The sequence below is a fragment of the Pseudomonas sp. GL_091 genome (assembly GCF_057837725.1).
The window spans coordinates 1635012-1659928 of the sequence record NZ_CM174451.1 but is presented as its reverse complement, the minus strand read 5'-3'; the positions used below and the strand labels follow the sequence as shown (position 1 = coordinate 1659928).

The following is a 24917-nucleotide window of genomic DNA, read 5'->3' as shown; positions in this document are numbered from 1 at the left end:
ATTACGACTCCTTAAAGGCTGTTGATCAGCGTGGTGAAAATTTCCTGCGCAGCCTTGATGATCTGCGAAGACGCGGTGTAGTACTGCTGGTACTTGACCAGGTTGCCGGTTTCTTCATCCAGGTCGACCCCGGAGTTCGAATCCCGTGCCCCTTTGGCGTTGTCCAGGATCGCCGTGGTGGCGTCGCTGTCGGACTTACCCTGGGCAGCCTTGGCGCCGACATTGGTCACCAGCTTGTTGTAGGCATCGGTCAGGCTGATGCCCTTGCTCGCCGTTCCGGTGTCTACGGTCTGTCTGGTTTGCAGCCCCACCAGCGCTTGAGCGTTGCGGTTGTCCGAAGACGCAGCGCCCGTCAGGTTGATGGTGAAGCTTTCGCCGCTGGCTGGCGTGGCGCCGACCGAGGTCTGCACGGTGAAGGTTTTCTGCACGGCTGGCGTGACGCTGGTGTCCATGACCGGAGCACCGGTGGCATCGACCATGCCCACTTTCAGGTTCAGGGTGTTGCTCTGACCGGGAACGATGGTGCCGGTGCCGATCGAGTTGCCCTTGGCATCGACCATGTTGTAGCTCTGGCTACCGCCGCTGGCCGCGCCGAACACCAGTTTGACCGGTGTCGAGTTCTTGAGCGCGGTCTGCATTTCTGCCTGGGCCGCCGGGTTGTAGATATCGATGGTGCTGGTCAGCGTCGGCTGGGTGTAGGTGCCGGTGTTGTTGGCATTGGTCACGCCGGTCAAGGGTGCTGCCGCGGCGATTTTTTTCGGGTCGGTGAGCACGGTCTGGATACCGGCCGCCGCACCACGGGTCGGCGTCACCTTGAACGAGTCGCCGGCGCTCAGCGCACCGCCGTTGAGGTTCAGGCTGAAGCCGTCGATCACCGGAGCCGGTGTCGTCGTGGTGCTGAACGCGCCCATGTCGGTGCCGTCCGAGCGCTTGACGGAGTAGTCGGTCGCGCTGGTGAACGTCACCTGATAGTCGCTGGTGGTCAGCTTGCCGGTGTCCTTGATGGTGACATCCAGGTTGCCGGAGCCGGCACTGTTGCCCGCCGCCGCAATGCTGCGCTGACTGACCAGGGCGGCACTGTTGATGTTGTTGAAGATCGCCGCACCGAAATCACCGTTCTTGTCGATGCCTTGCGCTTGCTGGCTGTTGATCTGGTCGGCCACCACCAGGGCTACGCGCCCCAGTTCATTGAGCGATGGGTCGAGCACTTCCTTGCGGTAAGTCAGCAGGCCACCGATCTCACCACCACTGACCACCGAGGTCACGTCGATGGTGCTGGAGCCACGGTTGAGCTGCAGCGCCATGCGCGATGGATCATCCTTGCCCGGTACGGTTTGCAGCGTATTGGTGGTGTTGCCGACCACCAGTGGCTGGCCACTGCCGATGTAGACGTCGTAGCTGTTGCCACGCTCGACCACCTGGGTACCGACCAGCTCGGACAGTTGGCGCACGGCTTCGTTGCGCGAGTCCAGCAGGTCGTTTGGCTGGTTGGTGCCGGTGGAGAGTTCAGAAATCTTCTGGTTGAGCGTGGCAATCGTGGTGGACAGCTTGTTCACCTGATCCGCCATGTCGCCGAGGCTGCCGTTCAGGTTGGTGTTCTGGTCGTTCAACTGCTTGGCAATCGAATTGAAGCGAGCGGACAGGGCCTGGGCACCGGTCAGCACCGACTGGCGGGACGTGTCGTCGGTGGCCGAGGTCGAAACGCCTTGCATCGAGGTGAAGAACTTTTGCAGCACACCGGTCAGCCCGGTGTTGGAATCGGAAAGCGTGGCGTCCAGCGGCGTGGCCTGAGCGTTGTACGACGCTGCTTGGCTGTCGAGCGAGGTGGCGGTACGCAGCTGCGAATCGAGATACGAGTTGTACACGCGACGCACATCGGCCAGCGTTGTGCCGGTACCAATGAACACGTTGCCGTACTGAATCGAGCCTTTGGTGCTCTGCACAGACTGCTGGCGCGAGTACCCGGCGGTGTCGACGTTGGCAATGTTGTTGCCGGTCGTCACCAACGAGTTATGGCCAGCACTCAGCCCCGACATCCCGATATTGAGCAAACTCATGATTCAGACCTTATACCTTGTGCCTATAAAGGCGTGGTGGAAACGCCCGCCGCAGCGTAGTTCTGGTAACTCGTCATCTGCTTGGCTATCTGCGAAATCTTGCTTGCGTAGTCCGGGTCGGTTGCGTAACCGGCCTTCTGCAACTCGCGTACAAACTGTTCTGGGTTATCGGCCGACTTCACGACATCTTGATAGCGATTGTTGGTCTGCAGCAAAGTCACAAGGTCATGGAAACTGTCCTTGTAGGAGTCGTAGGAACGGAACTCGGCCGTCTCCTTGACCATCTGCCCGTTGCGGAATTCGCTGGTGATCGCCCGCGCCGAATTGCCCTGCCAACTATTGCCGGCCTTGATGCCGAACAGGTTGTGGCTGCTGCTGCCGTCCTGAGCACGCATGACCGACTTGCCCCAGCCGGTTTCCAGGGCCGCCTGGGCCACCAGGTAACGCGGATCGACACCAATGCGGGCCGCCGCTTCCTTGGCCATCGGCAACATGGTGTTGACGAAATCGTCGGCGGAATTGAAGGCTTTCTTCGCCGGCGCCAGAGGAATCTGCGCCATGGCGCGACCGTAAATCTGCATGCCGGCACCGGAGGACTGCTGGGCGTTCGCCAGCCAGTCGCCGTTGTACAACGGTCCCGAACCCGTGTTCGTCGTGCGCTCAGGTAACGGTGTCTTGTTGGTCGTCGTGGCTGCGGTCGTCGCAGAAGGCACCAGCCCGGCCAACAGACGATCAGCCAGCTTCGGCGGCAATGCCAGGCGTCGCTGATTGATCAGCGCCATGTCATTGCGATGACCACCCTCACCCGCCTCTTGCGGCGCATGGACCGATCGCGAAGCCCACAATGGACGCTGGCCGTTAACCCGCGACAGCGGCCCATTGATCGCGACCGTACCCGCCGCCACTGGCGTTTGCACGGCGGCCTTGGCAGCCTCTTGCTTGGCCAGCGACGCAGCAGCCGCCTCGCCCGGCGCCATGGGTTTGTTCTTCGACATCTGGCGCATCAGCACGTCCGCCAGACCAATACCGCCACCCTCGCGGGACATGGAAACGGCCAACTGCTGGTCGTACATTTCCTGATACTGCTTGGCGGCTGGCGTGTTCAGTGGATTGTCCTGCCCCAGCGCTTCGGTTGCCGAGCGCATGGACTTGAGCATTTCCCCGAGGAACAGCGATTCGAACTCCTGCGCCACCTTGCGCATATTGCCGTCGCTGTTCTTGTCGCCGACCTTGAGCTGATTCAGGCGATTGAGGTCCGAATAGGAGCCCGAATCGCTGCTGCTGACCAGACCGCTCTTGCGCATATCCACGATGGCCGTCCTCAGATCACGATCAGGTCGGCTTGCAGGGCGCCGGCCTGCTTCAGCGCTTCGAGGATCGCCATCAAGTCACCCGGTGCCGCGCCGACCTGGTTCACCGCACGTACGATCTCGTCGAGGGTGGTGCCTGGGCCGAACTTGAACATCGGCTTGGCTTCCTGCTGGGCGTTGACCTTCGAACGCGGCACCACCGCCGTCGTGCCATTGGACAGAGGGCCGGGCTGGCTGACGATCGGGTCTTCGGTAATGGTCACGGTCAGGCTGCCGTGGGTCACGGCGGCCGGAGAAACCTTGACGTTCTGGCCGATCACGATAGTGCCGGTACGGGAGTTGATGATGACTTTCGCCACCGCCTGGCCCGGATCGATTTCGAGGTTTTCCAGGATCGACAGGTAGTCGACGCGCTGGCTTGGATCGAGCGGCGCGGTGACGCGAATCGAACCGCCGTCGATGGCCTGGGCCACGCCAGGGCCGAGCATGTCGTTGATCTTGTCGACGATGCGTTTGGCGGTGGTGAAGTCGGAACGGTTGAGGTTCAGCGTCAGGCTGTTGCCTTGGTTGAAACCGCTCGGCACCGCACGTTCCACCGACGCACCACCCGGGATGCGACCGGCCGACGGAACGTTGACGGTGATCTTCGAGCCGTCTCGCCCTTCCGCATCGAAACCACCAACCACCAGGTTGCCCTGGGCCACGGCATACACGTTGCCGTCGATACCTTTGAGTGGTGTCAGCAGCAAGGTGCCGCCGCGCAAACTCTTGGAGTTACCGATGGACGAAACGGTGATATCGACCTGCTGCCCCGGCTTGGCGAACGCTGGCAGATCGGCACTGATCGATACCGCCGCGACGTTCTTCAACTGCACGTTGCCCGAACCCGGCGGTACCTTGATACCGAACTGCGAGAGCATGTTGTTGAAGGTCTGCAGGGTGAACGGGGTTTGCGTCGTCTGGTCGCCGGTGCCGTTAAGCCCGACCACCAGGCCGTAACCGATCAATTGGTTGGAACGCACACCGGAAATGCTGGCGATGTCCTTCAGGCGCTCGGCTTGAGCGTTGAAGGCTGCGGACAGCATCAGTGCGGCCACCATCAGGTGTTTGAAGTTCAACATGCTCAACTGGAAAGCCACCTAGAAAGGGAACAGCGGGCTGAGGAAGAAACGGTCGAACCAGCCTGGCTGACTCGCATCGGCAAACGAACCGGTGCCCGAGTAGGTGATGCGCGCATCGGCGACACGGGTCGACGACACGGTGTTGTCGGTAGAGATGTCATCGGCGCGAACAAGGCCGGCAATCCGCACCAGCTCATCGCCGGTGTTGAGAGTCATCCACTTCTCGCCGCGTACCGCGATGATGCCGTTGGGCAACACATCGGCGACGGTCACCGTGATCGAACCGGTCAGGGTATTGCCCTGCGCCGCCTTGCTGTCACCCTTGGTCGCGCGGTCGCCTTCATAGCTGGCGTCCAGGCTCAGGTCACCACTGCCAAACGGATTGTTGGTGTTGGGGGTGGAGCCGAACAGCGAGGTCAGGCCGATGCTGGTCTTGCTGTTCTTGCCAATTTGCGAGTTGGCATTTTTGCTGGCCTGGGTCTTTTCGTTCAGGGTGATGGTGATGATGTCACCGATCCGGAACGCCTTGCGGTCGCCGTAGAGGTTCTGCTCGAAACCGGCCTGATAGATCGAACCGTTGTTCGCCGCCGCCGGCAACGGCGTGCGCGGCAACACCGGAGCGTAGTAAGGGTCATTAGGCTTGGGCGTCGCAGGCACGCAACCTGCGAGCGCGGTGATCCCACTCAGTGCCAGAACAGATACATAGCGATTCATGACCCTACCTCACGGTGTTGCAGGCAGCCTCATGGCCGCACATAGACTTGATTACAGATTCTGCGTTACGAACGAGAGCATCTGGTCGGCGGTGGAGATCACCTTGGAGTTCATCTCGTAGGCGCGCTGGGTGGTGATCATGTTGACCATCTCCTCAACGGTGCTGACGTTGGACGTTTCCAGGGTGTTCTGCAGCGTGGTGCCGAAACCGTTCAGGCCCGGAGTGCCGACTTGCGGCGCACCACTGGCGGCGGTTTCCAGGAACAGGTTGTTGCCCACTGCCTGCAGGCCGGCCGGGTTGATGAAGTCGGCGGTTTGCAGGTTGCCGATCACCTGGGCCGCCGGGTTGCCGGCAACGGTGATGGACACGGTGCCGTCGCGACCGACCGTGAAGGTCTGCGCGTCGTTCGGAATGACAATCGCCGGCTCCAGGGCAAAGCCGCTGGCGTTGACGATCTGGCCATTGGAGTCCAGGTGGAACGTACCGTCACGGGTGTAGGACGTGGTGCCGTCCGGTTGCAGGATCTGGAAGAAACCGCGACCGTCGATGGCCATGTCCAGTGGCTGCTCGGTGGTTTGCAGGCTGCCGGCGGTGAAGTTTTTCTGGGTGCCGACGATGCGCACACCGGTACCCAGTTGCAGACCCGACGGCAGTTCGCTGTCCTGGGTCGACTGGGCGCCTGGCTGACGCTTGATCTGGTAGAGCAGGTCCTGGAACTCGGCGCGGTCACGTTTGAAACCCGTGGTCGACACGTTGGCCAGGTTGTTGGAAATGGTGGTCAGGTTGGTGTCCTGGGCGGACAGACCTGTCTTGGCAACCCATAGAGCCGGAAGCATTCGATTCTCCTCGTGCGCCTGTTTTACGGCGCGACGTTCTGGTAATTAGCTGATCTGCAAGACCCGAGCCATGGCCTGGTCATCGTCTTTGGCGGTGTTCATCATCTTGATGTGCAGCTCGAACTGCTTGGACAAAGCCAGAACCGAGGTCATCTCTTCCACGGCATTGACGTTGCTCGACTCGAGGAACCCGGACACCAGTTTGACGCCGGCATCGGCCTGCGCAGGCGCGCCGTCCTTGGTGTGGATGGAACCATCCAGGCCCTTGGTCATGTTCTTGAGGTCCGGGTTGACCAGCTTGATGCGGTCGACTTCAGCCATCACCCGGGGACCTTCGCCCATCGCGCGGATGCTGATGGTGCCGTCCTCGCCGACTTCGATCTGCTGTTCAGGCGGCACGGCAATCGGCCCGCCATTGCCCATGACCGGCATGCCGTTGCCGGCGCGCAGCACGCCCAGGGCGTCAACGTTCAGACTGCCGGTGCGCACGTAGCTTTCACCGCCATCGGGTGTCTGTACGGCAATCCAGCCGTTGCCTTGCACGGCAACGTCGAGGTCGCGACCGGTTTCCACCAGTGAGCCAGGGGAAAAATCCGTGGCCGGGCGTTCGGACATGGCAAACGCACGCGCCGGAAAGCTGTCACCGAACACCGGCATCGAACGGGCCTGCTCCAGGTCTTTCTGGAAGCCGTTGGTGGAGATGTTCGCGAGGTTGTTGGCATGTGCCTTTTGCGCCAGTGCATTCTGGCTGGCGCCGGTCATTGCCACATAAAGGTACTTGTCCACACTCTTTCCTCTGCCTGCCGGACGTTTGCCGCCCACTGCTGTACTGCTGAGCCACAAGCAATTTGCAGACCAACTTGTTTTTGGCGGCGCGAGGCCCGGCAAACAGGGGACTTGGGGGACTCAGAGGGGATTTGTGATTTGTATCAGAGACGAAAAACCGGCGGTGTCATGCCGGTGGGTGGCAATGACCGACCTCTGCCTTTGTGGCGAGGGAGCTTGCTCCCGCTGGGTTGCGCAGCAACCCCATCAGGTGTACCAGGTGAATCGCAATGACAGTATTGCGGCCGCTTCGCGCCCGAACGGGAGCAAGCTCCCTCGCCACAAGGGCCTGACTCAGGTGCCAGGCTCCTTGCCAACCTCATATTCACGCAACTTGTTGGCAATGGTGGTATGCGAAACCCCGAGCCGCTTGCCCAGTTGCCGACTGCTCGGATGCTCGGAATACAGCCGCTCCAGCACCGCCTTCTCGAAACGCCCGACGATCTCGTCCAACCCTCCCTCCAGCGAAAAATCGCCAAGGGGCTGACGCACACCATAATCCGGCAGGCGAATGTGCTCAGCCTTGACCGTGCCGCCGTCGCACAGGGAAACCGCCTGGAACAGTACGTTCTCCAGTTGCCGCACGTTGCCCGGCCAATGGTAATGACTCAGCCGCTCCATGGCCGCCGGGGCGAGCTTGGGCAGCGAGCAACCGATCTGCCGGCTGGCCTGATCGAGGAAGTGCTCCACCAGCGGCGTCAAGCCGTCGAGGCATTCGCGCAACGGCGGGATGTGCAGCGACAACACATTCAAGCGGTGATAGAGGTCCTGGCGGAACTCGCCGCGAGCGCACAACTCGGACAGGTCGACCTGGGTCGCGCAGATCACTCGCACGTCGAGGTAGACCTCTTCATCACTGCCCACACGACGGAAGCAACCGTCCTGTAAAAAGCGCAGCAATTTCACTTGCAAGCGCGGGCTCATTTCGCCAACGCCATCGAGAAACAGCGTGCCGCCCGCCGTCAACTCCAGCAGCCCGAGCTTGCCTTCGGCCCGCGCCCCCTCAAAGGCACCCGGGCCGTAACCGAACAATTCCGTCTCAGCCATGGACTCCGGAAGACCCGCGCAATTGAGCGCCATCAACGGCGACTGCCCACGAGGACTGGCCAGATGGCAGGCCCGCGCCAGCAACTCTTTGCCGGTGCCGGTTTCCCCTTCTATCAATAGCGGCGCATCCAGCGGCGCCATGCGTCGTGCTTCGCGCACCACCGCTGCCATGACTTTCGAGCTTTGGAAGATGCTGTCGAAGCCACGCAATTCCTGCTTGCGCACGTTGTAGATGCGTTCGCCCACCCGGTCGGCGCGATGCAACGTCAGCACCGCACCGGCCATGGCCTCGCTATCGTCATGCTCCGATTGCAAGGGCGCGATGTCGGCCAGGAACACATCACCCTTGACCTTGACTCGCAACCCGTTGATCCGCGACTTGTTGGCGCGCACCAGTTCCGGCAAATCGAAATCTTCGGCGTAGCGCGACAGGGGAATCCCCGGCACCTCGTCGACCCGCACCCCGAGCAACTGCGCCGCTGCCCGGTTGGCCGCGACGATGGAACCGCCCATGTCGATCGACAGCACCGGAAATTCCAGCGCACCGAGCAGTGCATTGAGCTCCATGTGCCGACGCTCGCTGGGCATCAGCCCTACACGCTTGACGCCAAACACTCCGGCAATCGCTTCGAATTTCGGACGCAAGGCCTGGAACTGAATGTTGATCAGGTTCGGGCAATGCAGGTAGATGGCGTTGCCATGCTCACCCCCCACTTCACCGCGGGCCACGTTGATCCCGTACTCCACCAACAGGTTGAGAATGTCGCGCAGGATGCCGATGCGGTTCTGGCAGTGGACTTTGATACGCATAAAAAAGGCCCAAACAGTGAAGGACGAGGCCAATGGCAGGGATTTTTCTGCGTGGACGCTCAGATAGTCGTCAAGATTATGTGACAGGAAAGGCGCTTTTCAAACCCGAAAATCTCAGCCAGTACGCAACAAGCAGCCACTCGTAACGAAAACTTTACGATTATCGAGTAATTTTCCTACGCTTGACGCCGAGCACCTGCTGCAACAGTGCAATCCTTGGGGTATTTCTAGGTCCATAGCAGTACATAACAAGAACGAAATCCCCTAGCAGGAGAGCAGCATGAAGCAGACGCAATACGTGGCTCGCGAGCCCGATGCGCAAGGTTTTATCGACTACCCCGCCGAAGAACACGCGGTGTGGAACACGCTGATCACTCGTCAACTGAAGGTGATCGAAGGGCGTGCGTGCCAGGAGTACCTGGACGGTATCGAAAAACTCGGTCTGCCCCACGACCGCATTCCTCAACTCGGCGAAATCAACAAGGTCCTCGGTGAAACCACCGGCTGGCAGGTTGCCCGGGTTCCCGCACTGATTCCCTTCCAGACCTTTTTCGAATTGCTGGCCAGCAAGCAGTTTCCGGTGGCGACCTTCATTCGTACCCGCGAAGAACTGGACTACCTGCAAGAGCCGGACATTTTCCACGAGATCTTCGGTCACTGCCCGCTGCTGACCAACCCGTGGTTCGCCGAATTCACCCACACCTACGGCAAACTCGGCCTCAAGGCGTCCAAGGAAGAACGCGTGTACCTGGCGCGCCTGTACTGGATGACCATCGAGTTCGGCCTGGTCGACACTCCGCAAGGCCAGCGCATCTACGGCGGCGGCATCCTGTCTTCTCCGAAAGAGACCGTGTATTGCCTGTCGGACGAGCCTGAGCATCAGGCGTTCGATCCGCTGGAATGCATGCGCACGCCCTACCGCATCGACATCTTGCAGCCACTGTACTTCGCGCTGCCAAATCTCAAGCGCCTGTTCGACCTCGCTCACGAAGACATCATGGGCATGGTCAAGCAAGCGATGCAGATGGGTCTGCACACACCGAAATTTCCGCCAAAACCAAAAGCCGCGTGATCCGCCGCTTTTAGAATCAAGTGAGCCTGTCAGAAACCATCGCTTTGGATTAGCGTGGTGGCACTGAGGGCCGATTTCCCAACATTCGATTTCAGGAACACATCATGACCGCATTAACTCAAGCCCATTGCGAAGCCTGCCGCGCCGACGCCCCACAAGTCAGCGACGAAGAACTGCCGATCCTGATCAAGCAGATCCCGGACTGGAACATCGAAGTACGTGACAGCATCATGCAGCTGGAAAAGGTCTTCCTGTTCAAGAACTTCAAGCACGCCCTGGCGTTCACCAACGCCGTCGGTGAAATCTCCGAGGCCGAAGGCCATCACCCGGGCCTGCTGACCGAGTGGGGCAAAGTCACCGTGACCTGGTGGAGCCACTCGATCAAGGGTCTGCACCGCAACGACTTCATCATGGCCGCGCGCACTGACGAAGTAGCCAAGGACGCTGAGGGGCGCAAGTAATGCATTTCGACGCCATCGGTCGAGTACCTGGCGACCCGATCCTCGGCCTGATGGAGGCCTACGCGCAGGATCCGAATCCGCGCAAGTTCGATTTGGGTGTAGGCGTCTACAAAGACGCCCAGGGCCTGACGCCGATTCTCGAGTCGGTGAAGCTTGCCGAGCAGCGCCTGGTGGATCACCAGTCCACCAAGACCTACATCGGTGGTCACGGCGAGCCGACGTTCGGCAAAGCGATCAATGAGTTGGTGCTGGGCGCCGACTCGAAGCTGATCAGCGCACAACGCGTCGGCGCCACCCAGACTCCGGGCGGCACCGGGGCGTTGCGCCTGAGCGCGGACTTTATCGCCCAGTGCCTGCCGGGGCGCGGCGTATGGTTGAGCAACCCGACCTGGCCGATCCACGAAACGATTTTTGCGACAGCCAAGGTCAAGGTCAGCCACTACCCGTACGTGGGCAGTGACAACCGTCTCGATGTCGACGGCATGCTGGCGGCGCTCAGTGAAGCGCCCAAGGGTGACGTGGTCTTGCTGCACGCCTGCTGCCACAACCCGACCGGTTTCGACCTGTCCCAGGATGACTGGCAGCGGGTGCTGGAGGTAGTACGCAAGCGCGAACTGCTGCCACTGATCGACTTCGCGTATCAAGGATTCGGCGATGGACTGGAACAGGATGCCTGGTCGACCCGGCTGTTCGCCGCCGAGTTGCCGGAACTGCTGATCACCAGTTCCTGCTCGAAGAACTTCGGCCTGTACCGCGACCGCACCGGCGCGCTGATTGTCTGCGCGAAAACCGCCGACAAGCTCACCGACATCCGCAGCCAGCTGGCCAACATCGCTCGCAACCTGTGGTCGACGCCGCCAGATCACGGTGCGGCCGTGGTCGCGACCATCCTCGGCGACCCGGAGCTGAAAAACCTCTGGGCTGACGAAGTGGAAGCCATGCGCCTGCGTATCGCCCAACTGCGCAGCGGTCTGGTGGAAGCGCTGGAGCCTCACGGTTTGCGCGAGCGTTTTGCGCACATTGGCGTGCAACGCGGGATGTTCTCCTACACCGGCCTGTCGCCTGCGCAAGTGAAGAACCTGCGGGATCATCACAGCGTTTATATGGTCAGTTCGGGTCGGGCCAACGTGGCGGGGATTGATGCCACACGCTTGGATCTGCTGGCCGAGGCGATTGCCAGCGTCTGCAAGTAACCCTGCCCCCCTCTCTGTAGGAGCGAGCTTGCTCGCGATGGAGTATCAGTCGACATCAATGTTGTCTGACCCACCATCGCGAGCAAGCTCGCTCCTACATAGATCTGTCTAGACAACCCCATCCGTCGAAACAAATGGATATAAAAGTCCGTTTGTCATTTTCAGTGCTGTATCCTGCCCAGGCTTTTTAAAAGCGCGGATCTACCAGATCTGTCAACAGACTTAGCGAGGAGCGCAACCATGCACGAGATTCCTAATCTCCCCTTCCCAAGCCTGCACGAACCTGAGCAGACGACCACGCAGCAAGCCGGAGCCCAACAGCCCGAGCCGAAAGAAGCCACTGGCAGCCGCCAGGCTGACAGAGAAGACTGAAACACCCGCCGTACAGACCGTGTGGAAAGCGCTAACATGCGCTTTCCACACTGCCTGAAAGAGCCTTTACCCATGACCGATGAATTCAGCGAAGCGCAGGCCAGCGTCCTGATCGGCACCGCCGAGAAAATGATCGGGATCTGGAATCGCCTCTCCCCCGAGAAACAAGCCGCCTTGCTCGCCCGCTTCGGCACCCAGGAAAATGCGCTGGCCGCCCTGGTCACCACGCAGCTGGTTGCTCCCGCCAAACCTGAATGACGCCGCCCGGCAAATAGTTTTACTTTTTCACAACCTGTGACCGTCCACACCGCTATCATAAGCAGCCTATCTATCCCGCTTTACCGTGGACCTTTACCCATGCCTGAAAACCAGCGCCCCCTGGCGGTCACGCTGCAAGTTGTTTCCATCGTCCTTTTCACCTTCATCGGCTACCTGAACATCGGCATCCCCCTGGCCGTATTGCCCGGTTACGTCCACAGCGACCTGGGCTTCGGCGCGGTGATCGCGGGCCTGGTGATCAGCGTGCAATACCTGGCCACTCTGCTCAGCCGCCCCTATGCCGGGAAGATCATCGACAACAAGGGCAGCAAGCTGGCTGTAATGTATGGCCTGGCCGGTTGCGGCTTGAGCGGTGTGTTCATGCTGATCTCGGCCTGGACCCAGAGCCTGCCGACCTTGAGCCTGATCAGCCTGTTGATCGGCCGGCTGGTGCTCGGTAGCGCGGAAAGCCTGGTGGGCTCGGGCTCGATTGGCTGGGGCATCGGCCGGGTCGGCGCGGCGAACACGGCCAAAGTCATCTCGTGGAACGGTATCGCCAGCTACGGCGCGCTGGCGGTCGGCGCGCCCTTGGGCGTGTTGCTCGTCCATCAACTGGGCTTGTGGAGCATGGGGGTGAGTATTGTGTTGCTGGCGATCCTCGGCTTGCTGCTGGCCTGGCCGAAAACCGCCGCGCCGATCGTTGCCGGTGAGCGTCTGCCGTTCATGCATGTACTCGGGCGGGTCTTCCCCCACGGCTGTGGCCTGGCCCTGGGCTCCATCGGTTTTGGCACCATCGCCACCTTCATCACCCTGTATTACGCCACGCAACACTGGGACAACGCGGTGCTGTGCCTGAGCCTGTTCGGTGCCAGTTTCATCGGTGCGCGCTTGCTGTTCGGCAACCTGATCAACCGCCTCGGCGGCTTTCGCGTGGCCATTGCCTGCCTGTCGGTGGAAACCCTGGGATTGCTGTTGCTGTGGCTGGCACCGGATGCCCATTGGGCACTGGCGGGTGCGGCGCTGAGCGGCTTCGGCTTTTCGCTGGTGTTTCCGGCACTGGGCGTGGAGGCGGTCAACCTGGTCCCAGCCTCCAGCCGTGGCGCAGCCGTCGGCGCCTACTCGTTGTTCATCGACTTGTCGCTGGGGATCACCGGGCCGCTGGCCGGGGCGATTGCAGCCGGGTTCGGTTTCGCTTCGATCTTCCTGTTCGCTGCCTTCGCCGCCTTGAGCGGATTGATACTGAGCCTTTACTTGTATCGGCAGGCGCCAAAGCAACGAGAAACGCGGGATGTCCGTTAGAAATCGACCTTGCCGCGCCCAGCCTTGATGTTGCCACGCTTGCTCTTGGACTCGAGGCGACGGGTCTTCGAGCCAAGGGTCGGCTTGGTCGGACGGCGCTTTTTCTCGACCTTGGTGGCACTAAGGATCAACTCGGTCAGCCGCAACAGCGCATCGGCGCGGTTCTGCTCCTGCGTGCGGTACTGCTGGGCCTTGATGATCAACACACCGTCGGCGGTGATTCGGCTGTCGCGCAGCGCCAGCAGCCGTTCCTTGTAGAACTCGGGCAAGGACGACGCCGGAATGTCGAAGCGCAGGTGCACGGCACTGGAGACCTTGTTGACGTTCTGCCCACCGGCGCCCTGGGCGCGAATGGCCGTCAATTCGATCTCGGCATCCGGCAGCTGCACGTTGTTGGAAATCACCAGCATGGAAAAGCGTCCGTATTCAGAACGTGCAGGATACCGCGATCAGATCTTCAGCACGCCACAAATCCCTTGTGGGAGCGAGCTTGCTCGCGATAGCGGTGTGTCAGGCAGCGATGATGTTGACTGACACGGCCTCATCGCGAGCAAGCTCGCTCCCACAGGGTTTAGTGTCATGCCATGAATTCGATATCCACAAAAAACCCGGCACATCAGGCTGTGTGAAAACGCACTGATGGTGGTTCTGGCAAACGCCCCGACATGTTCGGGGCGTTTGCTTTTGTACGGACAGCAGACGAAAAAGGCGTTTCAGCCCATCAACGCCATCAGCTGACGTGCGCCGAGCACGTTGATCGCTCTTTTCAGGTTGTAGGCGTTCACCGCCAAGGCCATCTCGGCTCTCGTGCCTTCTAGTTGTCGCAGCAGGAAGCGAGCGTTGCCAAACAACCACTGCTTTAGGTTTCCGAAGGGATGCTCCACGATGGATCTTCGGCTGACCATCATTTCGGGGTGTGCTTGCATTCGCCGTTCCATTCGCTCGAAAGCCTCTTCGTGCACGTGGCGTGAAATGTATCGGCGTTGGGCGTCGGTGCATTGCGCTCTTAACGGACAGCTTAGGCAGTCACTGACCGCCGCCTGGTAGATACGCCCCTTATTGCTGATCTGTTTAAAAGTCAGCCATTTACCGGTGGGACATTGATAGCGATCCTGCGACGCATCGTAGGTAAATATCGTTCGGTCGAAGAACGCCTGTTCCTTGCCGCAGGAGTTGTTCGACCGAGCCGGCGGTACATAAGCCGTTATGTTTTCATCCTCACAAGCCTGGAACTGCTTGCCATTTGAATAGCCCATATCAGCAGTGACAGTCAGTTCATCTTGCTGCAATTGCTCTTTGGCGGCCTTGGCCATCGGTTCAAGCTGCTTGCGATCATCGCTGTCCTGAGTCACTTCATGATGCAGAATCAGGCAATGCTCGGCATCCACGGCTGTCTGCACGTTGTACCCGACCCGCGGCCCTTTATGCGTGCGCATCATTCGCGCATCGCTTTCGTGGGTATTGAATTGCTCGAGCGCCATTGATTTCATCAGCGCTTGGCACGTCAGGTTTTTGGAATGCCTAATTTCAAGTTGCGCTAAAGCCGTCTTGATCGCGCTACGGTCAACCTTCTCGTCGGCTTCGGTTTTATCCGCTTCATCCAGATCGGCCAGGTACTGGGCAATGCGTTTCTCCAGCTTCTGCTCCTGGTGTTTGAGCCGTTGCAAACTCGTATGGCGCCGCGAGGAAGCAACCGCCTGGAACTTGCTGCCATCAATCGCCACCAAATCACCCGCGATCAAACCCACCGTGCGGCAAAACCGGACGAAGGCCCGGCACGTCGCGATAAAAGCGGGTTTGTTGTCTTTACGGAAGTCGGCGATGGTCTTGAAGTCGGGCTTGAGGCGGTTGATCAGCCACATCACTTCGATGTTGCGCTGGCACTCGGCTTCAAGACGCCGTGATGAACGAATCCGCTGGAAATAACCGTAGAGGTAGAGTTTTAGCTGATCGGCAGGATCATAAGAGGGGCGCCCTGTGCTTTTGGGCAGCGCCTTATCAAAGCCCAGTTGCACCAGATCCAGTTTGGTGACGTACAGGTCAATGACTCGAACGAGGTGATCCTCGGGGATCAACTCTTCCAGCGAGACCGGAAACAGACTGGTCTGACTGCGGGACTGTCCTTGGATGTAGGCCATAACGAAAAATGCTCCGTATCTTTCGACGCGGAGCATTTTCTTTGAACGCTAGGCAGATTGCCAGGTTTTCACACAGTCTGACATGGCCGGGTTTTTTGTGACTGCGCTCTGCGTTTACTTCACCGAAGAGCCCGCAACCTGCAGTGCATGTTGCGCACTGCGCTTGTTCTTGATGCCGTAGCAGACCCACATGAACACCAGCCACACCGGAATCGCATACACCGATGTCTGAATCCCCGGAATCAACAGCATCACACCAAGGACGAACACCACGAACGCCAGGCAGATGTAGTTGCCGTACGGGTACCACAGGGCCTTGAACAGCGGCGTCTGCTTGGTCTTGTTCATGTGCTGGCGGAACTTGAAGTGCGAGTAGCTGATCATCGCCCAGTTGATCACCAGGGTGGCCACCACCAGCGACATCAACAGTTCCAGCGCGTTCTGCGGGATCAGGTAGTTCAGCAACACCGCGATCAGGGTCACGGCGGCCGAGGCCAGGATCGAACGCACTGGCACGCCGCGCTTGTCGATTTTCGCCAGACCCTTCGGCGCGTCACCCTGCTCGGCCATGCCCAGCAGCATGCGGCTGTTGCAGTAGGTGCCGCTGTTGTACACCGACAACGCCGCGGTCAGGACCACGAAGTTGAGGATGTGCGCGGCGGTGTTGCTGCCCAGCATCGAGAACACTTGCACGAACGGGCTGCCGCTGTAGGAATCACCGGAGGCGTTCAGGGTGGTCAGCAAGCTGTCCCATGGGGTCAACGACAGCAGGATGACCAGGGCGCCGATGTAGAAAATCAGGATCCGGTAGATCACCTGGTTGATGGCTTTCGGGATCACGGTTTTCGGCTTGTCGGCTTCGGCAGCGGTGAAACCGAGCATTTCCAGACCACCGAAGGAAAACATGATGAAAGCCATGGCCATCACCAGGCCGCTGACGCCGTTCGGGAAGAAGCCACCGTGGGACCACAGGTTGCTGACCGCTGCTTGCGGGCCGCCATTGCCGCTGACCAGCAGGTAGCTACCCAGAGCAATCATGCCGACGATCGCCACGACCTTGATGATCGCGAACCAGAACTCGGCCTCGCCGAACACTTTGACGTTGGCCAGGTTGATGGCGTTGATCAGCACGAAGAAGGCAGCTGCGGAGACCCAGGTCGGGATGTCCGGCGCCCAGTAGTGGATGTATTTGCCGACTGCGGTCAGCTCCGACATGCCCACCAGAATGTACAGAATCCAGCAGTTCCAGCCCGACAGGAAGCCGGCAAAGCCGCCCCAGTACTTGTGCGCAAAATGGCTGAAGGAGCCGGCCACCGGATCTTCGACAATCATTTCGCCCAGTTGGCGCATGATCATGAAGGCGATGAAGCCGCAGATGGCGTAGCCGAGGATCATTGACGGGCCGGCGGATTTCAGTACCCCGGCCGAACCGAGGAACAAGCCGGTACCGATCGCGCCACCGAGGGCGATCAGTTGAATGTGGCGATTTTTCAGGCCGCGTTTCAGCTCGCCTGATTGCGGGTTTTGTCCACTCATGAAAAGGGTCTCACGCAAGGTTTGATGATGTTCAGTAGACGTTGCTGCTCAAGAAAGGCGTTAAGCGGCACCGATCAAACCCCAGCGCAGGCACCAGGAGTTCAGCGTAATTACAACGGTCATGCGTCACCTGTTTGTTTTTATCTGTGACGAAATCGAACCCGACACGCTCGTGACGCGACGGAGTGAACAAGGCGGATAGCCTTGAGGTTTGCGCAGATGCGCAGGAGGTCACAGGTAAAACGCGGCGCATTGTACACCCGTAACCCCCTGCTGCCAGACTCGCTGGACAAGCGTGTCTATGGCCGGGATTGCCTGTGTCCGCCCCGAGAGGCTCGGGCGGCTGCAAAAAATGGGTCAGACCCTTGCGGATCATCGACGGGAAAGGCAGGAAAACCGCCTCTCGCAGAGAGATGGAGATGGAATACGGCGTTCATTGCGCCTCCTTTTTGTTATGCACCTGCACGACAGGCATGGCGCGCATAACACCCTGCATGGGGCGTCGAAACAAGCGGGCTAGAGGGCTGGAAGTGGGCAGAAAGGTAATGATGCGTAAGAGTTTTCTTACGACACTCAAGAAAAGGCGATTTCACGGGGTTAATCTGCGGATTTCGTCAGGTTTTCTTTACGAGGCGTAATTCTGGCTTTCCACTTCGGACACCCCGGCGTAGCGACTGGCGCCTTCGCGGCCTCGAAAACAACATAGAATTAAAGCCAGACCAAAAAAAACGCCAACCCGAAGGTTGGCGTTTTTTATGAAGCGCTCAGCCGGTTATTCCGGCTTGCGACGCCCAAAGCCCGGACGCTGGCCGGAACCGGCCGGTGCGCCGCGGCGCTTGCCCGATGGCGTGTCGCCGTCGACCAGTTTGATCCCCGGACGCTTCGGCGCAGGCTTGGCCGGGCGCTTGGTGTCGGCCGGGCGATCGGCTACCGGCGTACCACGACCTTCGCCACGCTCAGTACGGCCGTTGGCCGGACGAGGTGTGCGCGGACCGCGCTCGCTGCGCTCGCCGTCCTGACGGGCAGCAGGCTTGCGCCCTGGACGCTCGCCTTCGATCTGCGGCTCGCGGCTGGCACGAGGTGCGGCAGGTGCGGCGGCTGCGCCAGTGGCTGGACGCAGGGTACGCACGCGCTCGGTCTTGGCCATCGGACGCGACGACTTGCGCTGCATCCGGTCAAGCTTGTCTTTGCTCTTGGCGTTCATCTGCGGCATCGCGACCGGCGTCAGGCCGACCTCGGCACTCAGAATGTCAACTTCGTACTGGCTCATTTCGCGCCAGCGACCCATCGGCAGGTCGGAATTGAGGAACACCGGACCGAAACGCACGCGCTTCAGGCGGCTGACCACCAGACCCTGGGATTCCCACAGACGACGTACTTCGCGGTTACGACCTTCCATCACCACGCAGTGGTACCAGTGGTTAAAACCTTCGCCACCTGGCGCTTGCTTGATGTCGGTGAACTTGGCCGGGCCATCTTCAAGGACAACGCCAGCCTTCAGACGCTCAATCATCTCGTCATCGACTTCGCCACGCACACGCACCGCGTATTCACGGTCCATTTCGTAGGAAGGGTGCATCAGGCGGTTGGCCAGCTCACCGTCGGTGGTGAACATCAGCAGACCGGTGGTGTTGATGTCCAGGCGACCGATGTTGATCCAGCGACCTTCTTTAGGGCGCGGCATCTTGTCGAACACCGTTGGGCGACCTTCAGGGTCGACACGGGTGCAGATCTCGCCGTCCGGCTTGTTGTACATGATCACGCGGCGCACCGATTCGGCGGCCTCTTCACGCTTGATCACCTTGCCATCGATGGTGATGGCGTCGTGCATGTCTACGCGCTGGCCAAGGGTGGCGTCTTTGCCGTTGACCTTGATGCGGCCGTGGCTGATCCAGGCTTCCACGTCACGGCGCGAGCCGACGCCGATACGGGCGAGGACTTTCTGCAGTTTTTCGCCTGCTGGGCCGATTGGCTGGTCGTCTTGCTGGTCTTTGATACTCATCTGGGCACCTCCCGGTGTGGTCTGAAAACTGGGTACTTGGGCGAAGGGATCGCCGAAGGGTCGCGAATCATACGCGCATGAGGGCGTTTGCGCATCAGAGACTAGCTGATCAAGGCAAGGTTATTTGTTTTTCCGCCGACCGGTGACACGCAACTTGCTTGCGAACACAAAACCCTGTGGGAGCGAGCTTGCTCGCGATAGCGGTTTTTCAGTCACATTGATGTTGAATGTACTGCCGTCATCGTCGGATCGCCGCCCGGAGCAAGCTCGCTCCCACAGGGTACGTGTCAATCTTCAAGTTCGCGGCGTTCCGCTTCGATGGCTTCGGCCAAGGCCTGGGCTTCAGCCTCTTCGTCCGACAGTTTCGGCTCGGGTTTCGGCTGTTCGAGGGCGGCAACGGCGGCCAGAAGTTTTTCCCGGGCTTCAGCAACGCCGAGGATGTCGTCGTCCTGCTCCGGTTCAATTTCCGGCTCAGGCTCGCCTTCCGGTTCAGGCTCGGGCTGTGCCGCTTCAACTTCTGGCTCGATAACCGACTGTTCCGAATCGAACTCAGGCGACGCACCATCACGCAGCAAGTCGTCGAAATCGGTCTTGAGCCCCTCCTCCATGCTGTCCAGTTCCAGCAACAGCGTGTGGAAACTGGTCTCTTCCTTCGGCTCTTCCGGCTCGGCACTGGCATCGGCCAACTCTTGCAGCCCGGCGGGTACGGGGGCGTCGTCGAAGTCGAGCACCGGATCCGGTTCCAGCTCGCGCAGTTGCGCCAGCGGCGGCAGGTCGTCGAGGTTTTTCAGGTTGAAGTGGTCGAGGAACGCCTTGGTGGTGGCGAACATCGCCGGTTTGCCGGGCACGTCACGGTAGCCGACGATGCGGATCCACTCGCGCTCCATCAGCGTCTTGACGATGTTGCTGTTGACCGCCACGCCCCGCACGTCTTCGATTTCACCGCGGGTGATCGGCTGGCGATAGGCAATCAGCGCCATGGTTTCCAGCATGGCCCGGGAGTAACGCTGTGGACGCTCTTCCCACAGACGCCCAACCCACGGCGCAAATTTCTCGCGAATTTGCAGGCGATAACCCGAGGCCACTTCCTTCAATTCAAACGCACGGCCATCGCAGGACTTCGCGAGAATCGTCAGGGCCTTCTTGAAGACCGGCGGTTCCGGGCGCTCGCCTTCCTCGAAGAGTTCGAACAGGCTTTCCAGAGATTGCGGTTTTCCCGAGGCCAACAGAAAGGCTTCAAGCAAGGGTGCCAGATCACGGGGTTCAGTCAGGTTCATGTTTCGACTCGTTATTCGGCTCGGGCTCGCACGTGGATCGCGGCAAATGGCTCATTCTGCACCAGCTCGACCAGGGATTCCTTGACCAATTCAAGGATCGCCATGAAGGTCACCACCACCCCCAGGCGCCCTTCTTCAGCGGTGAACAGCTCGACAAACGGCACGAAACCGCCGCCCTTGAGCCGTTCCAGCACATCGCTCATGCGTTCGCGGGTCGACAGCGCCTCTCGGCTGACCTGATGGCTTTCAAACATGTCGCCACGGCGTAACACCTCGGCCATGGACAACAGCAGTTCTGACAAGCGCACATCCGGCAACAGCTTGCGTGCCCGGGCCTCGGGGGCGTCGAGCTTGGGCACCACCACGTCGCGACCGACACGGCTCAGGCCATCGATGCCTTCGGCGGCAGCCTTGAAACGCTCGTATTCCTGCAAGCGGCGGATCAGTTCGGCGCGCGGGTCTTGCTCTTCGTCTTCGACGGTTTCGGCCCGTGGCAGCAGCATCCGCGACTTGATCTCGGCCAGCATCGCGGCCATCACCAGGTATTCGGCGGCCAGTTCCAGGCGCACCGACTGCATCAGTTCGACGTAGCCCATGTACTGACGAGTGATTTCCGCCACCGGGATGTCGAGGATGTTGATGTTCTGTTTGCGGATCAGGTACAGCAGCAGGTCGAGCGGGCCTTCGAACGCCTCGAGAAAGACCTCGAGGGCATCCGGCGGGATGTACAGGTCCAGCGGCATTTCCATGACCGCCTGGCCATAGACCATGGCGAAGGGCAGTTCCTGCTGGGCTCCGGCCTGACTGTCGACGGGCTCTACTGCAGACATCTAGGCCTCGACCATGAACGGCGCAGGGTCGCCGCAACCAACGCGAATGACTTCCGGCTCGCCGTCGGCGAGGCTGATGACGGTGGACGCCTTGATCCCGCCGAAACCGCCGTCGATGATCAGATCGACCTGGTGTTCGAGCAACTGGCGCATTTCGTACGGGTCGCTCAACGGATCTTCATCGCCAGGCATGATCAGGGTCACGCTCATCAACGGTTCGCCCAGTTCAGCCAGCAGCGCCAGGGCAATCGGGTGGCTCGGCACTCGCAGGCCGATGGTGCGTTTCTTCGGGTGTAACAACAGCCGCGGCACTTCGCGGGTGGCGTTGAGAATGAAGGTATACGGCCCCGGCAGATGGGCCTTGAGAATGCGGAACGTGCCGGTGTCGATCTTGGCGAACAGGCCCAGTTGCGACAGGTCGCTGCAGATCAGCGCGAAGTTGTGCTTTTCATCAAGCTGTCGTAAGCGCCGAACGCGTTCCACAGCCACCTTGTCGCCGATCTGGCAACCAATGGCGTAGGAAGAGTCTGTGGGATAAATCACCACCCCGCCCTTGCGGATGATTTCGACTGCCTGTTTGATCAGGCGCGCTTGCGGGTTTTCCGGATGAATCTGGAAAAATTGACTCACATTCTCTACCTGTTCAGACGGCGGCAATAACTGGGTCATGTTTGAATCGACACCATAGCGGCGGCAGATCCTCCGGGAGTGGCCGGTATTCACCGATCTCCGACCAGCCTCCAGGGCCATGAAAATCACTGCCGGCACTGACCAGCAGACCGAATTCGCGAGCGAGAATGGCCAGACTGCCCACTTGCTCGGCAGGCTGGTAACCATTGACCACTTCGATGGCGTGGCCCCCTGCATGAATATAGTCGGCAATCAGCCGACGACGCTTGCTTCGGGTGAATTCGTAGTGCCAGGGATGTGCCAGGCTGACCCAGGCCTTGGCTGCGCGCAGGGTTTCGACGGTGTCTTCCAGGGTCGGCCAGTGTTGCTTGACGTCGCCCAGCTTGCCGGCGCCCAGCCATTTGCGGAACGCCTCGGCGCGGTCCTTGACGAAACCTTCACGCACCATCCAGTCGGCGAAATGTGGGCGGGCCGGCGCGTTACCGCTGTCGCCCAGCTCCTGCTGGATCTCCCGAGCGCCATCCAGCGCCCCCGGCATGCCTTTGAGCGCCAGTTTGCGGCTGATTTCCTCGGAGCGTAGCCAACGGCCATCATGCAATCTGGCGATGGCCTCGACCAACGGCGCGGCATTCACGTCAAAACCGTAACCCAGGACATGAATGGTCGCGCCGCCCCAGGTGCAGGACAATTCGACGCCGTTGACCAGTTGCATCCCCAGCGCGGTAGCCGCGTGCCGGGCCTCGTCGAGGCCCTCGAGGGTGTCGTGATCGGTCAAGGCCAGGACTCGCACGCCTTTCTCGAACGCCCGCGCCACCAGAACCGCAGGCGCCAGGGCGCCATCGGAGGCCGTGCTATGGCAGTGCAAATCAACATTCACAGGGCTTTGTAACCTCAAATCAGCTGGCGCTATCGCGCGCCCATATGTTTGTTATTATGCCGCCACATCCTGCTTCTGGCTGCCACTGTGAAACAATTCATCGATTTCATCCCGCTCCTGCTGTTTTTCATCGTCTTCAAAATCGATCCACGGGTCGTCGACATCGCCGGCCATGAGGTCACTGTAGGCGGTATTTACAGCGCCACCGCGATGCTGATCGTCAGTTCTCTGGTGGTCTACGGCACACTGTTCATCAAACAGCGCAAGCTGGAGAAGAGCCAGTGGCTGACCCTGATCGCCTGCCTGGTCTTCGGCAGCCTGACCCTGGCGTTCCACAGCGAGACGTTCCTGAAATGGAAAGCCCCGGTGGTCAACTGGCTGTTCGCCCTCGCGTTCATTGGCAGCCACTTCGTCGGTGACAGTCTGCTGATCAAACGCATCATGGGCCACGCGCTGACCTTACCGGAGCCGGTCTGGACGCGCCTGAACATTGCCTGGATCGCCTTCTTCCTGTTTTGCGGTGCCGCCAACCTGTTTGTCGCGTTCACCTTCCAGAGCTACTGGGTCGACTTCAAGGTCTTCGGCAGCCTGGGCATGACTTTGCTGTTCCTGGTCGGCCAGGGCATCTACCTGTCCCGCCATCTGCACGATGCCGACACCACTACGCCAAAAACCGAGGACTGACATGCTTTACGCAATCATTGCCACAGACGTCGCCAATTCCCTGGAAGCCCGCCTGGCCGCACGGCCTGCGCACCTCGAGCGCCTGCAAGTGCTCAAGGGCGAAGGCCGCATCGTTCTGGCCGGCCCACACCCGGCGGTCGACAGCAATGATCCGGGCGCGGCGGGCTTCACCGGCAGCCTGATCGTCGCCGAATTCGACTCCCTGAGCGCCGCCCAGGCCTGGGCCGACGCCGATCCGTACATTGCCGCAGGCGTCTACGCCAACGTTCTGGTCAAGCCGTTCAAGCAAGTCCTGCCATAACTTGTCCCCACGCGGTGAACCATATCGGTTCATCGCGTTCTCAATCGCTCATTATTCTCGTTTGCCGGCCGACAACTTTCCCAATACTCGTATTGGAACCAGGAGTCGCCATGCGCAAGGGTCCGCTGTGCCTGATGTTGGTCACGTTGTCGATCGTGGCGCCCGCCCACGGTGAGGAAAGTGTCGAGGGCGGTAATTCGACGCCTCTGTCCTTGAGCGCCGGCAGCCAGATCACCGATTTGCAGCAGCGTTTGAAAGAAAGCGAACGGCAACGGGAAGAACTGAACAAGCAATTGCAAACTGCCGATGGCGAACGCGAAAGCCCGCTGCTGGCCCGGTTGCGCCAGGAGAACCAGCGTTTGAAGCTGCAACTCAAGGAAGCCCAGGCCAGCAGTCCGCTGCCGCGCCTGCTGACCAACCAGCAACAATGGTTTGTCATTGGCGCCGGGGTAGCGCTATTGGCTCTGCTCTGCGGTATCTTCGCCAGTGGAGCAAGTCGAAAACGTCGACAATGGCTAAATTGAGTGAGTCATGAGCGAGCTGTTACTTATTGATGATGACCAGGAGCTGTGTGAGCTCCTGAGCAGTTGGCTGAGCCAGGAAGGGTTTCAGGTACGCGCCTGTCACGACGGCCAGAGCGCACGCCGCGCGCTGGCCGAAACTGCTCCGGCGGCCGTGGTGCTGGATGTGATGTTGCCCGATGGCAGCGGCCTGGAACTGCTCAAGCAGTTGCGCAGCGATCACCCGGATCTGCCGGTGCTGATGCTCTCGGCCCGGGGCGAGCCCCTGGACCGTATCCTCGGCCTGGAACTCGGTGCCGACGATTACCTGGCCAAACCCTGCGATCCACGGGAACTGACCGCCCGCCTGCGCGCGGTCTTGCGTCGTAGCCACCCGGCAGCGGTGTCCAGCCAGATGGAACTGGGCGACCTGTGTTTCAGCCCGGTGCGCGGGGTGGTCAGTATCGACGAGCAAGAGTTCACCCTCACCGTCTCCGAAAGCCGCCTGCTCGAAGCCTTGCTCAAGCAACCCGGCGAACCCCTCGACAAACAGGAACTGGCGCAGATCGCCCTCGGTCGCAAGTTGACCCTGTACGACCGCAGCCTGGACATGCACGTCAGCAACCTGCGCAAGAAGATCGGCCCACACCCCGATGGCCGACCGCGCATCGTGGCCCTGCGCAGCCGCGGTTACTACTACAGCCTCTGAACCCCGTAGGGTTTGTCAGGTCAGCCGAAAATCATGTTTACCAAAGCTTTACCCTCC

The 24917-nt window shown here is 60.3% G+C and carries 25 protein-coding genes; 10 read left to right on the top strand and 15 right to left on the bottom strand.

The window, feature by feature from the left end; all coding sequences use genetic code 11:
- Positions 1-11 precede the first annotated feature (11 nt).
- The 7 genes from flgK to AC3ITY_RS07540 form a co-directional block, all read right to left on the bottom strand.
- Complete coding sequence (gene flgK / locus AC3ITY_RS07570) at positions 12-2057, bottom strand: flagellar hook-associated protein FlgK (RefSeq protein WP_489308312.1); 2046 nt, start codon at positions 2055-2057, stop codon at positions 12-14.
- 23 nt (positions 2058-2080) lie between these two features.
- Positions 2081-3367, bottom strand: a complete 1287-nt coding sequence (gene flgJ, locus AC3ITY_RS07565) for a flagellar assembly peptidoglycan hydrolase FlgJ (protein WP_489308311.1) — start codon at positions 3365-3367, stop codon at positions 2081-2083.
- A gap of 11 nt (positions 3368-3378) precedes the next feature.
- The gene (locus AC3ITY_RS07560; RefSeq protein WP_322615251.1) at positions 3379-4488 is read right to left on the bottom strand and encodes a flagellar basal body P-ring protein FlgI; all 1110 of its coding nucleotides are present in this window, start codon (positions 4486-4488) and stop codon (positions 3379-3381) included.
- A gap of 18 nt (positions 4489-4506) precedes the next feature.
- A complete protein-coding gene (gene flgH / locus AC3ITY_RS07555) occupies positions 4507-5202 on the bottom strand; it encodes a flagellar basal body L-ring protein FlgH (RefSeq protein WP_489308310.1) in 696 nt (231 codons plus the stop codon).
- A 51-nt stretch (positions 5203-5253) separates the two neighbouring features.
- Positions 5254-6039, bottom strand: coding sequence for a flagellar basal-body rod protein FlgG (gene flgG, locus AC3ITY_RS07550; protein ID WP_007975316.1), 786 nt, complete (start codon positions 6037-6039; stop codon positions 5254-5256).
- Positions 6040-6084: 45 nt separating this feature from the next.
- Positions 6085-6825, bottom strand: a complete 741-nt coding sequence (locus AC3ITY_RS07545; protein WP_353742317.1) for a flagellar basal body rod protein FlgF — start codon at positions 6823-6825, stop codon at positions 6085-6087.
- Positions 6826-7158: 333 nt separating this feature from the next.
- A complete protein-coding gene (locus AC3ITY_RS07540) occupies positions 7159-8721 on the bottom strand; it encodes a sigma-54-dependent transcriptional regulator (protein ID WP_489308309.1) in 1563 nt (520 codons plus the stop codon).
- 280 nt (positions 8722-9001) lie between these two features.
- Here AC3ITY_RS07540 and phhA point away from each other — a divergent pair, with 280 nt between their 5' ends.
- The 6 genes from phhA to AC3ITY_RS07510 all read left to right on the top strand — a co-directional run bounded on the left by phhA (position 9002) and on the right by AC3ITY_RS07510 (position 13376).
- A complete protein-coding gene (gene phhA, locus AC3ITY_RS07535) occupies positions 9002-9793 on the top strand; it encodes a phenylalanine 4-monooxygenase (RefSeq protein WP_104449926.1) in 792 nt (263 codons plus the stop codon).
- Positions 9794-9897: 104 nt separating this feature from the next.
- Entirely contained in the window at positions 9898-10254 is a 357-nt protein-coding gene (locus AC3ITY_RS07530) for a 4a-hydroxytetrahydrobiopterin dehydratase (RefSeq protein ID WP_046037728.1), read from the top strand.
- The gene (locus AC3ITY_RS07525; RefSeq protein ID WP_489308308.1) at positions 10254-11447 is read left to right on the top strand and encodes an amino acid aminotransferase; all 1194 of its coding nucleotides are present in this window, start codon (positions 10254-10256) and stop codon (positions 11445-11447) included. The genes AC3ITY_RS07530 and AC3ITY_RS07525 overlap by 1 nt, the downstream gene beginning before the upstream one ends.
- A 240-nt stretch (positions 11448-11687) precedes the next feature.
- Positions 11688-11819, top strand: a complete 132-nt coding sequence (locus AC3ITY_RS07520) for a hypothetical protein (RefSeq protein WP_263289743.1) — start codon at positions 11688-11690, stop codon at positions 11817-11819.
- A 72-nt stretch (positions 11820-11891) separates the two neighbouring features.
- On the top strand, positions 11892-12077 hold the full coding sequence (locus AC3ITY_RS07515) for a hypothetical protein (RefSeq protein WP_150724427.1): 186 nt from the start codon (positions 11892-11894) through the stop codon (positions 12075-12077).
- 99 nt (positions 12078-12176) lie between these two features.
- Entirely contained in the window at positions 12177-13376 is a 1200-nt protein-coding gene (locus tag AC3ITY_RS07510; protein WP_489308307.1) for an MFS transporter, read from the top strand.
- Here the strand turns inward: AC3ITY_RS07510 and arfB are convergent.
- From arfB to AC3ITY_RS07470, 8 genes are all read right to left on the bottom strand, one after another.
- A complete protein-coding gene (gene arfB, locus AC3ITY_RS07505; RefSeq protein WP_489308306.1) occupies positions 13373-13786 on the bottom strand; it encodes an alternative ribosome rescue aminoacyl-tRNA hydrolase ArfB in 414 nt (137 codons plus the stop codon). The genes AC3ITY_RS07510 and arfB overlap by 4 nt on opposite strands.
- Positions 13787-14089: 303 nt before the next feature.
- Entirely contained in the window at positions 14090-15514 is a 1425-nt protein-coding gene (locus AC3ITY_RS07500; RefSeq protein ID WP_489306598.1) for an IS1182 family transposase, read from the bottom strand.
- A 114-nt stretch (positions 15515-15628) separates the two neighbouring features.
- On the bottom strand, positions 15629-17050 hold the full coding sequence (locus AC3ITY_RS07495; RefSeq protein WP_489308305.1) for an amino acid permease: 1422 nt from the start codon (positions 17048-17050) through the stop codon (positions 15629-15631).
- Between the two features lie 772 nt (positions 17051-17822).
- Positions 17823-19052 carry a 23S rRNA pseudouridine(2605) synthase RluB gene (gene rluB, locus AC3ITY_RS07490; RefSeq protein WP_489308304.1) on the bottom strand — a complete coding sequence of 410 codons (1230 nt, stop codon included), beginning with the start codon at positions 19050-19052 and terminating at the stop codon, positions 17823-17825.
- Positions 19053-19339: 287 nt separating this feature from the next.
- Positions 19340-20329 (bottom strand): SMC-Scp complex subunit ScpB, encoded by a 990-nt coding sequence (gene scpB, locus AC3ITY_RS07485; protein WP_489308303.1) that lies wholly within the window; start codon positions 20327-20329, stop codon positions 19340-19342.
- A gap of 11 nt (positions 20330-20340) precedes the next feature.
- Positions 20341-21159, bottom strand: coding sequence for a segregation and condensation protein A (locus AC3ITY_RS07480; protein ID WP_489308302.1), 819 nt, complete (start codon positions 21157-21159; stop codon positions 20341-20343).
- On the bottom strand, positions 21160-21789 hold the full coding sequence (locus AC3ITY_RS07475) for an L-threonylcarbamoyladenylate synthase (protein WP_095945494.1): 630 nt from the start codon (positions 21787-21789) through the stop codon (positions 21160-21162). It lies immediately after the preceding gene.
- 13 nt (positions 21790-21802) lie between these two features.
- On the bottom strand, positions 21803-22666 hold the full coding sequence (locus tag AC3ITY_RS07470; protein ID WP_489308301.1) for a PHP domain-containing protein: 864 nt from the start codon (positions 22664-22666) through the stop codon (positions 21803-21805).
- 87 nt (positions 22667-22753) lie between these two features.
- Here AC3ITY_RS07470 and AC3ITY_RS07465 point away from each other — a divergent pair, with 87 nt between their 5' ends.
- The 4 genes from AC3ITY_RS07465 (at position 22754) to AC3ITY_RS07450 (ending at position 24860) form a co-directional block, all read left to right on the top strand.
- Positions 22754-23350: a septation protein A gene (locus AC3ITY_RS07465; RefSeq protein ID WP_007975298.1), complete on the top strand. Its 597-nt coding sequence runs from the start codon at positions 22754-22756 to the stop codon at positions 23348-23350.
- Position 23351: 1 nt separating this feature from the next.
- Positions 23352-23651 carry a YciI family protein gene (locus AC3ITY_RS07460; RefSeq protein ID WP_007984134.1) on the top strand — a complete coding sequence of 100 codons (300 nt, stop codon included), beginning with the start codon at positions 23352-23354 and terminating at the stop codon, positions 23649-23651.
- Between the two features lie 110 nt (positions 23652-23761).
- A complete protein-coding gene (locus AC3ITY_RS07455) occupies positions 23762-24175 on the top strand; it encodes an SH3 domain-containing protein (RefSeq protein ID WP_489308300.1) in 414 nt (137 codons plus the stop codon).
- A gap of 7 nt (positions 24176-24182) precedes the next feature.
- Positions 24183-24860 carry a response regulator transcription factor gene (locus AC3ITY_RS07450; RefSeq protein WP_007984138.1) on the top strand — a complete coding sequence of 226 codons (678 nt, stop codon included), beginning with the start codon at positions 24183-24185 and terminating at the stop codon, positions 24858-24860.
- The last annotated feature ends 57 nt before the right edge of the window (positions 24861-24917 follow it).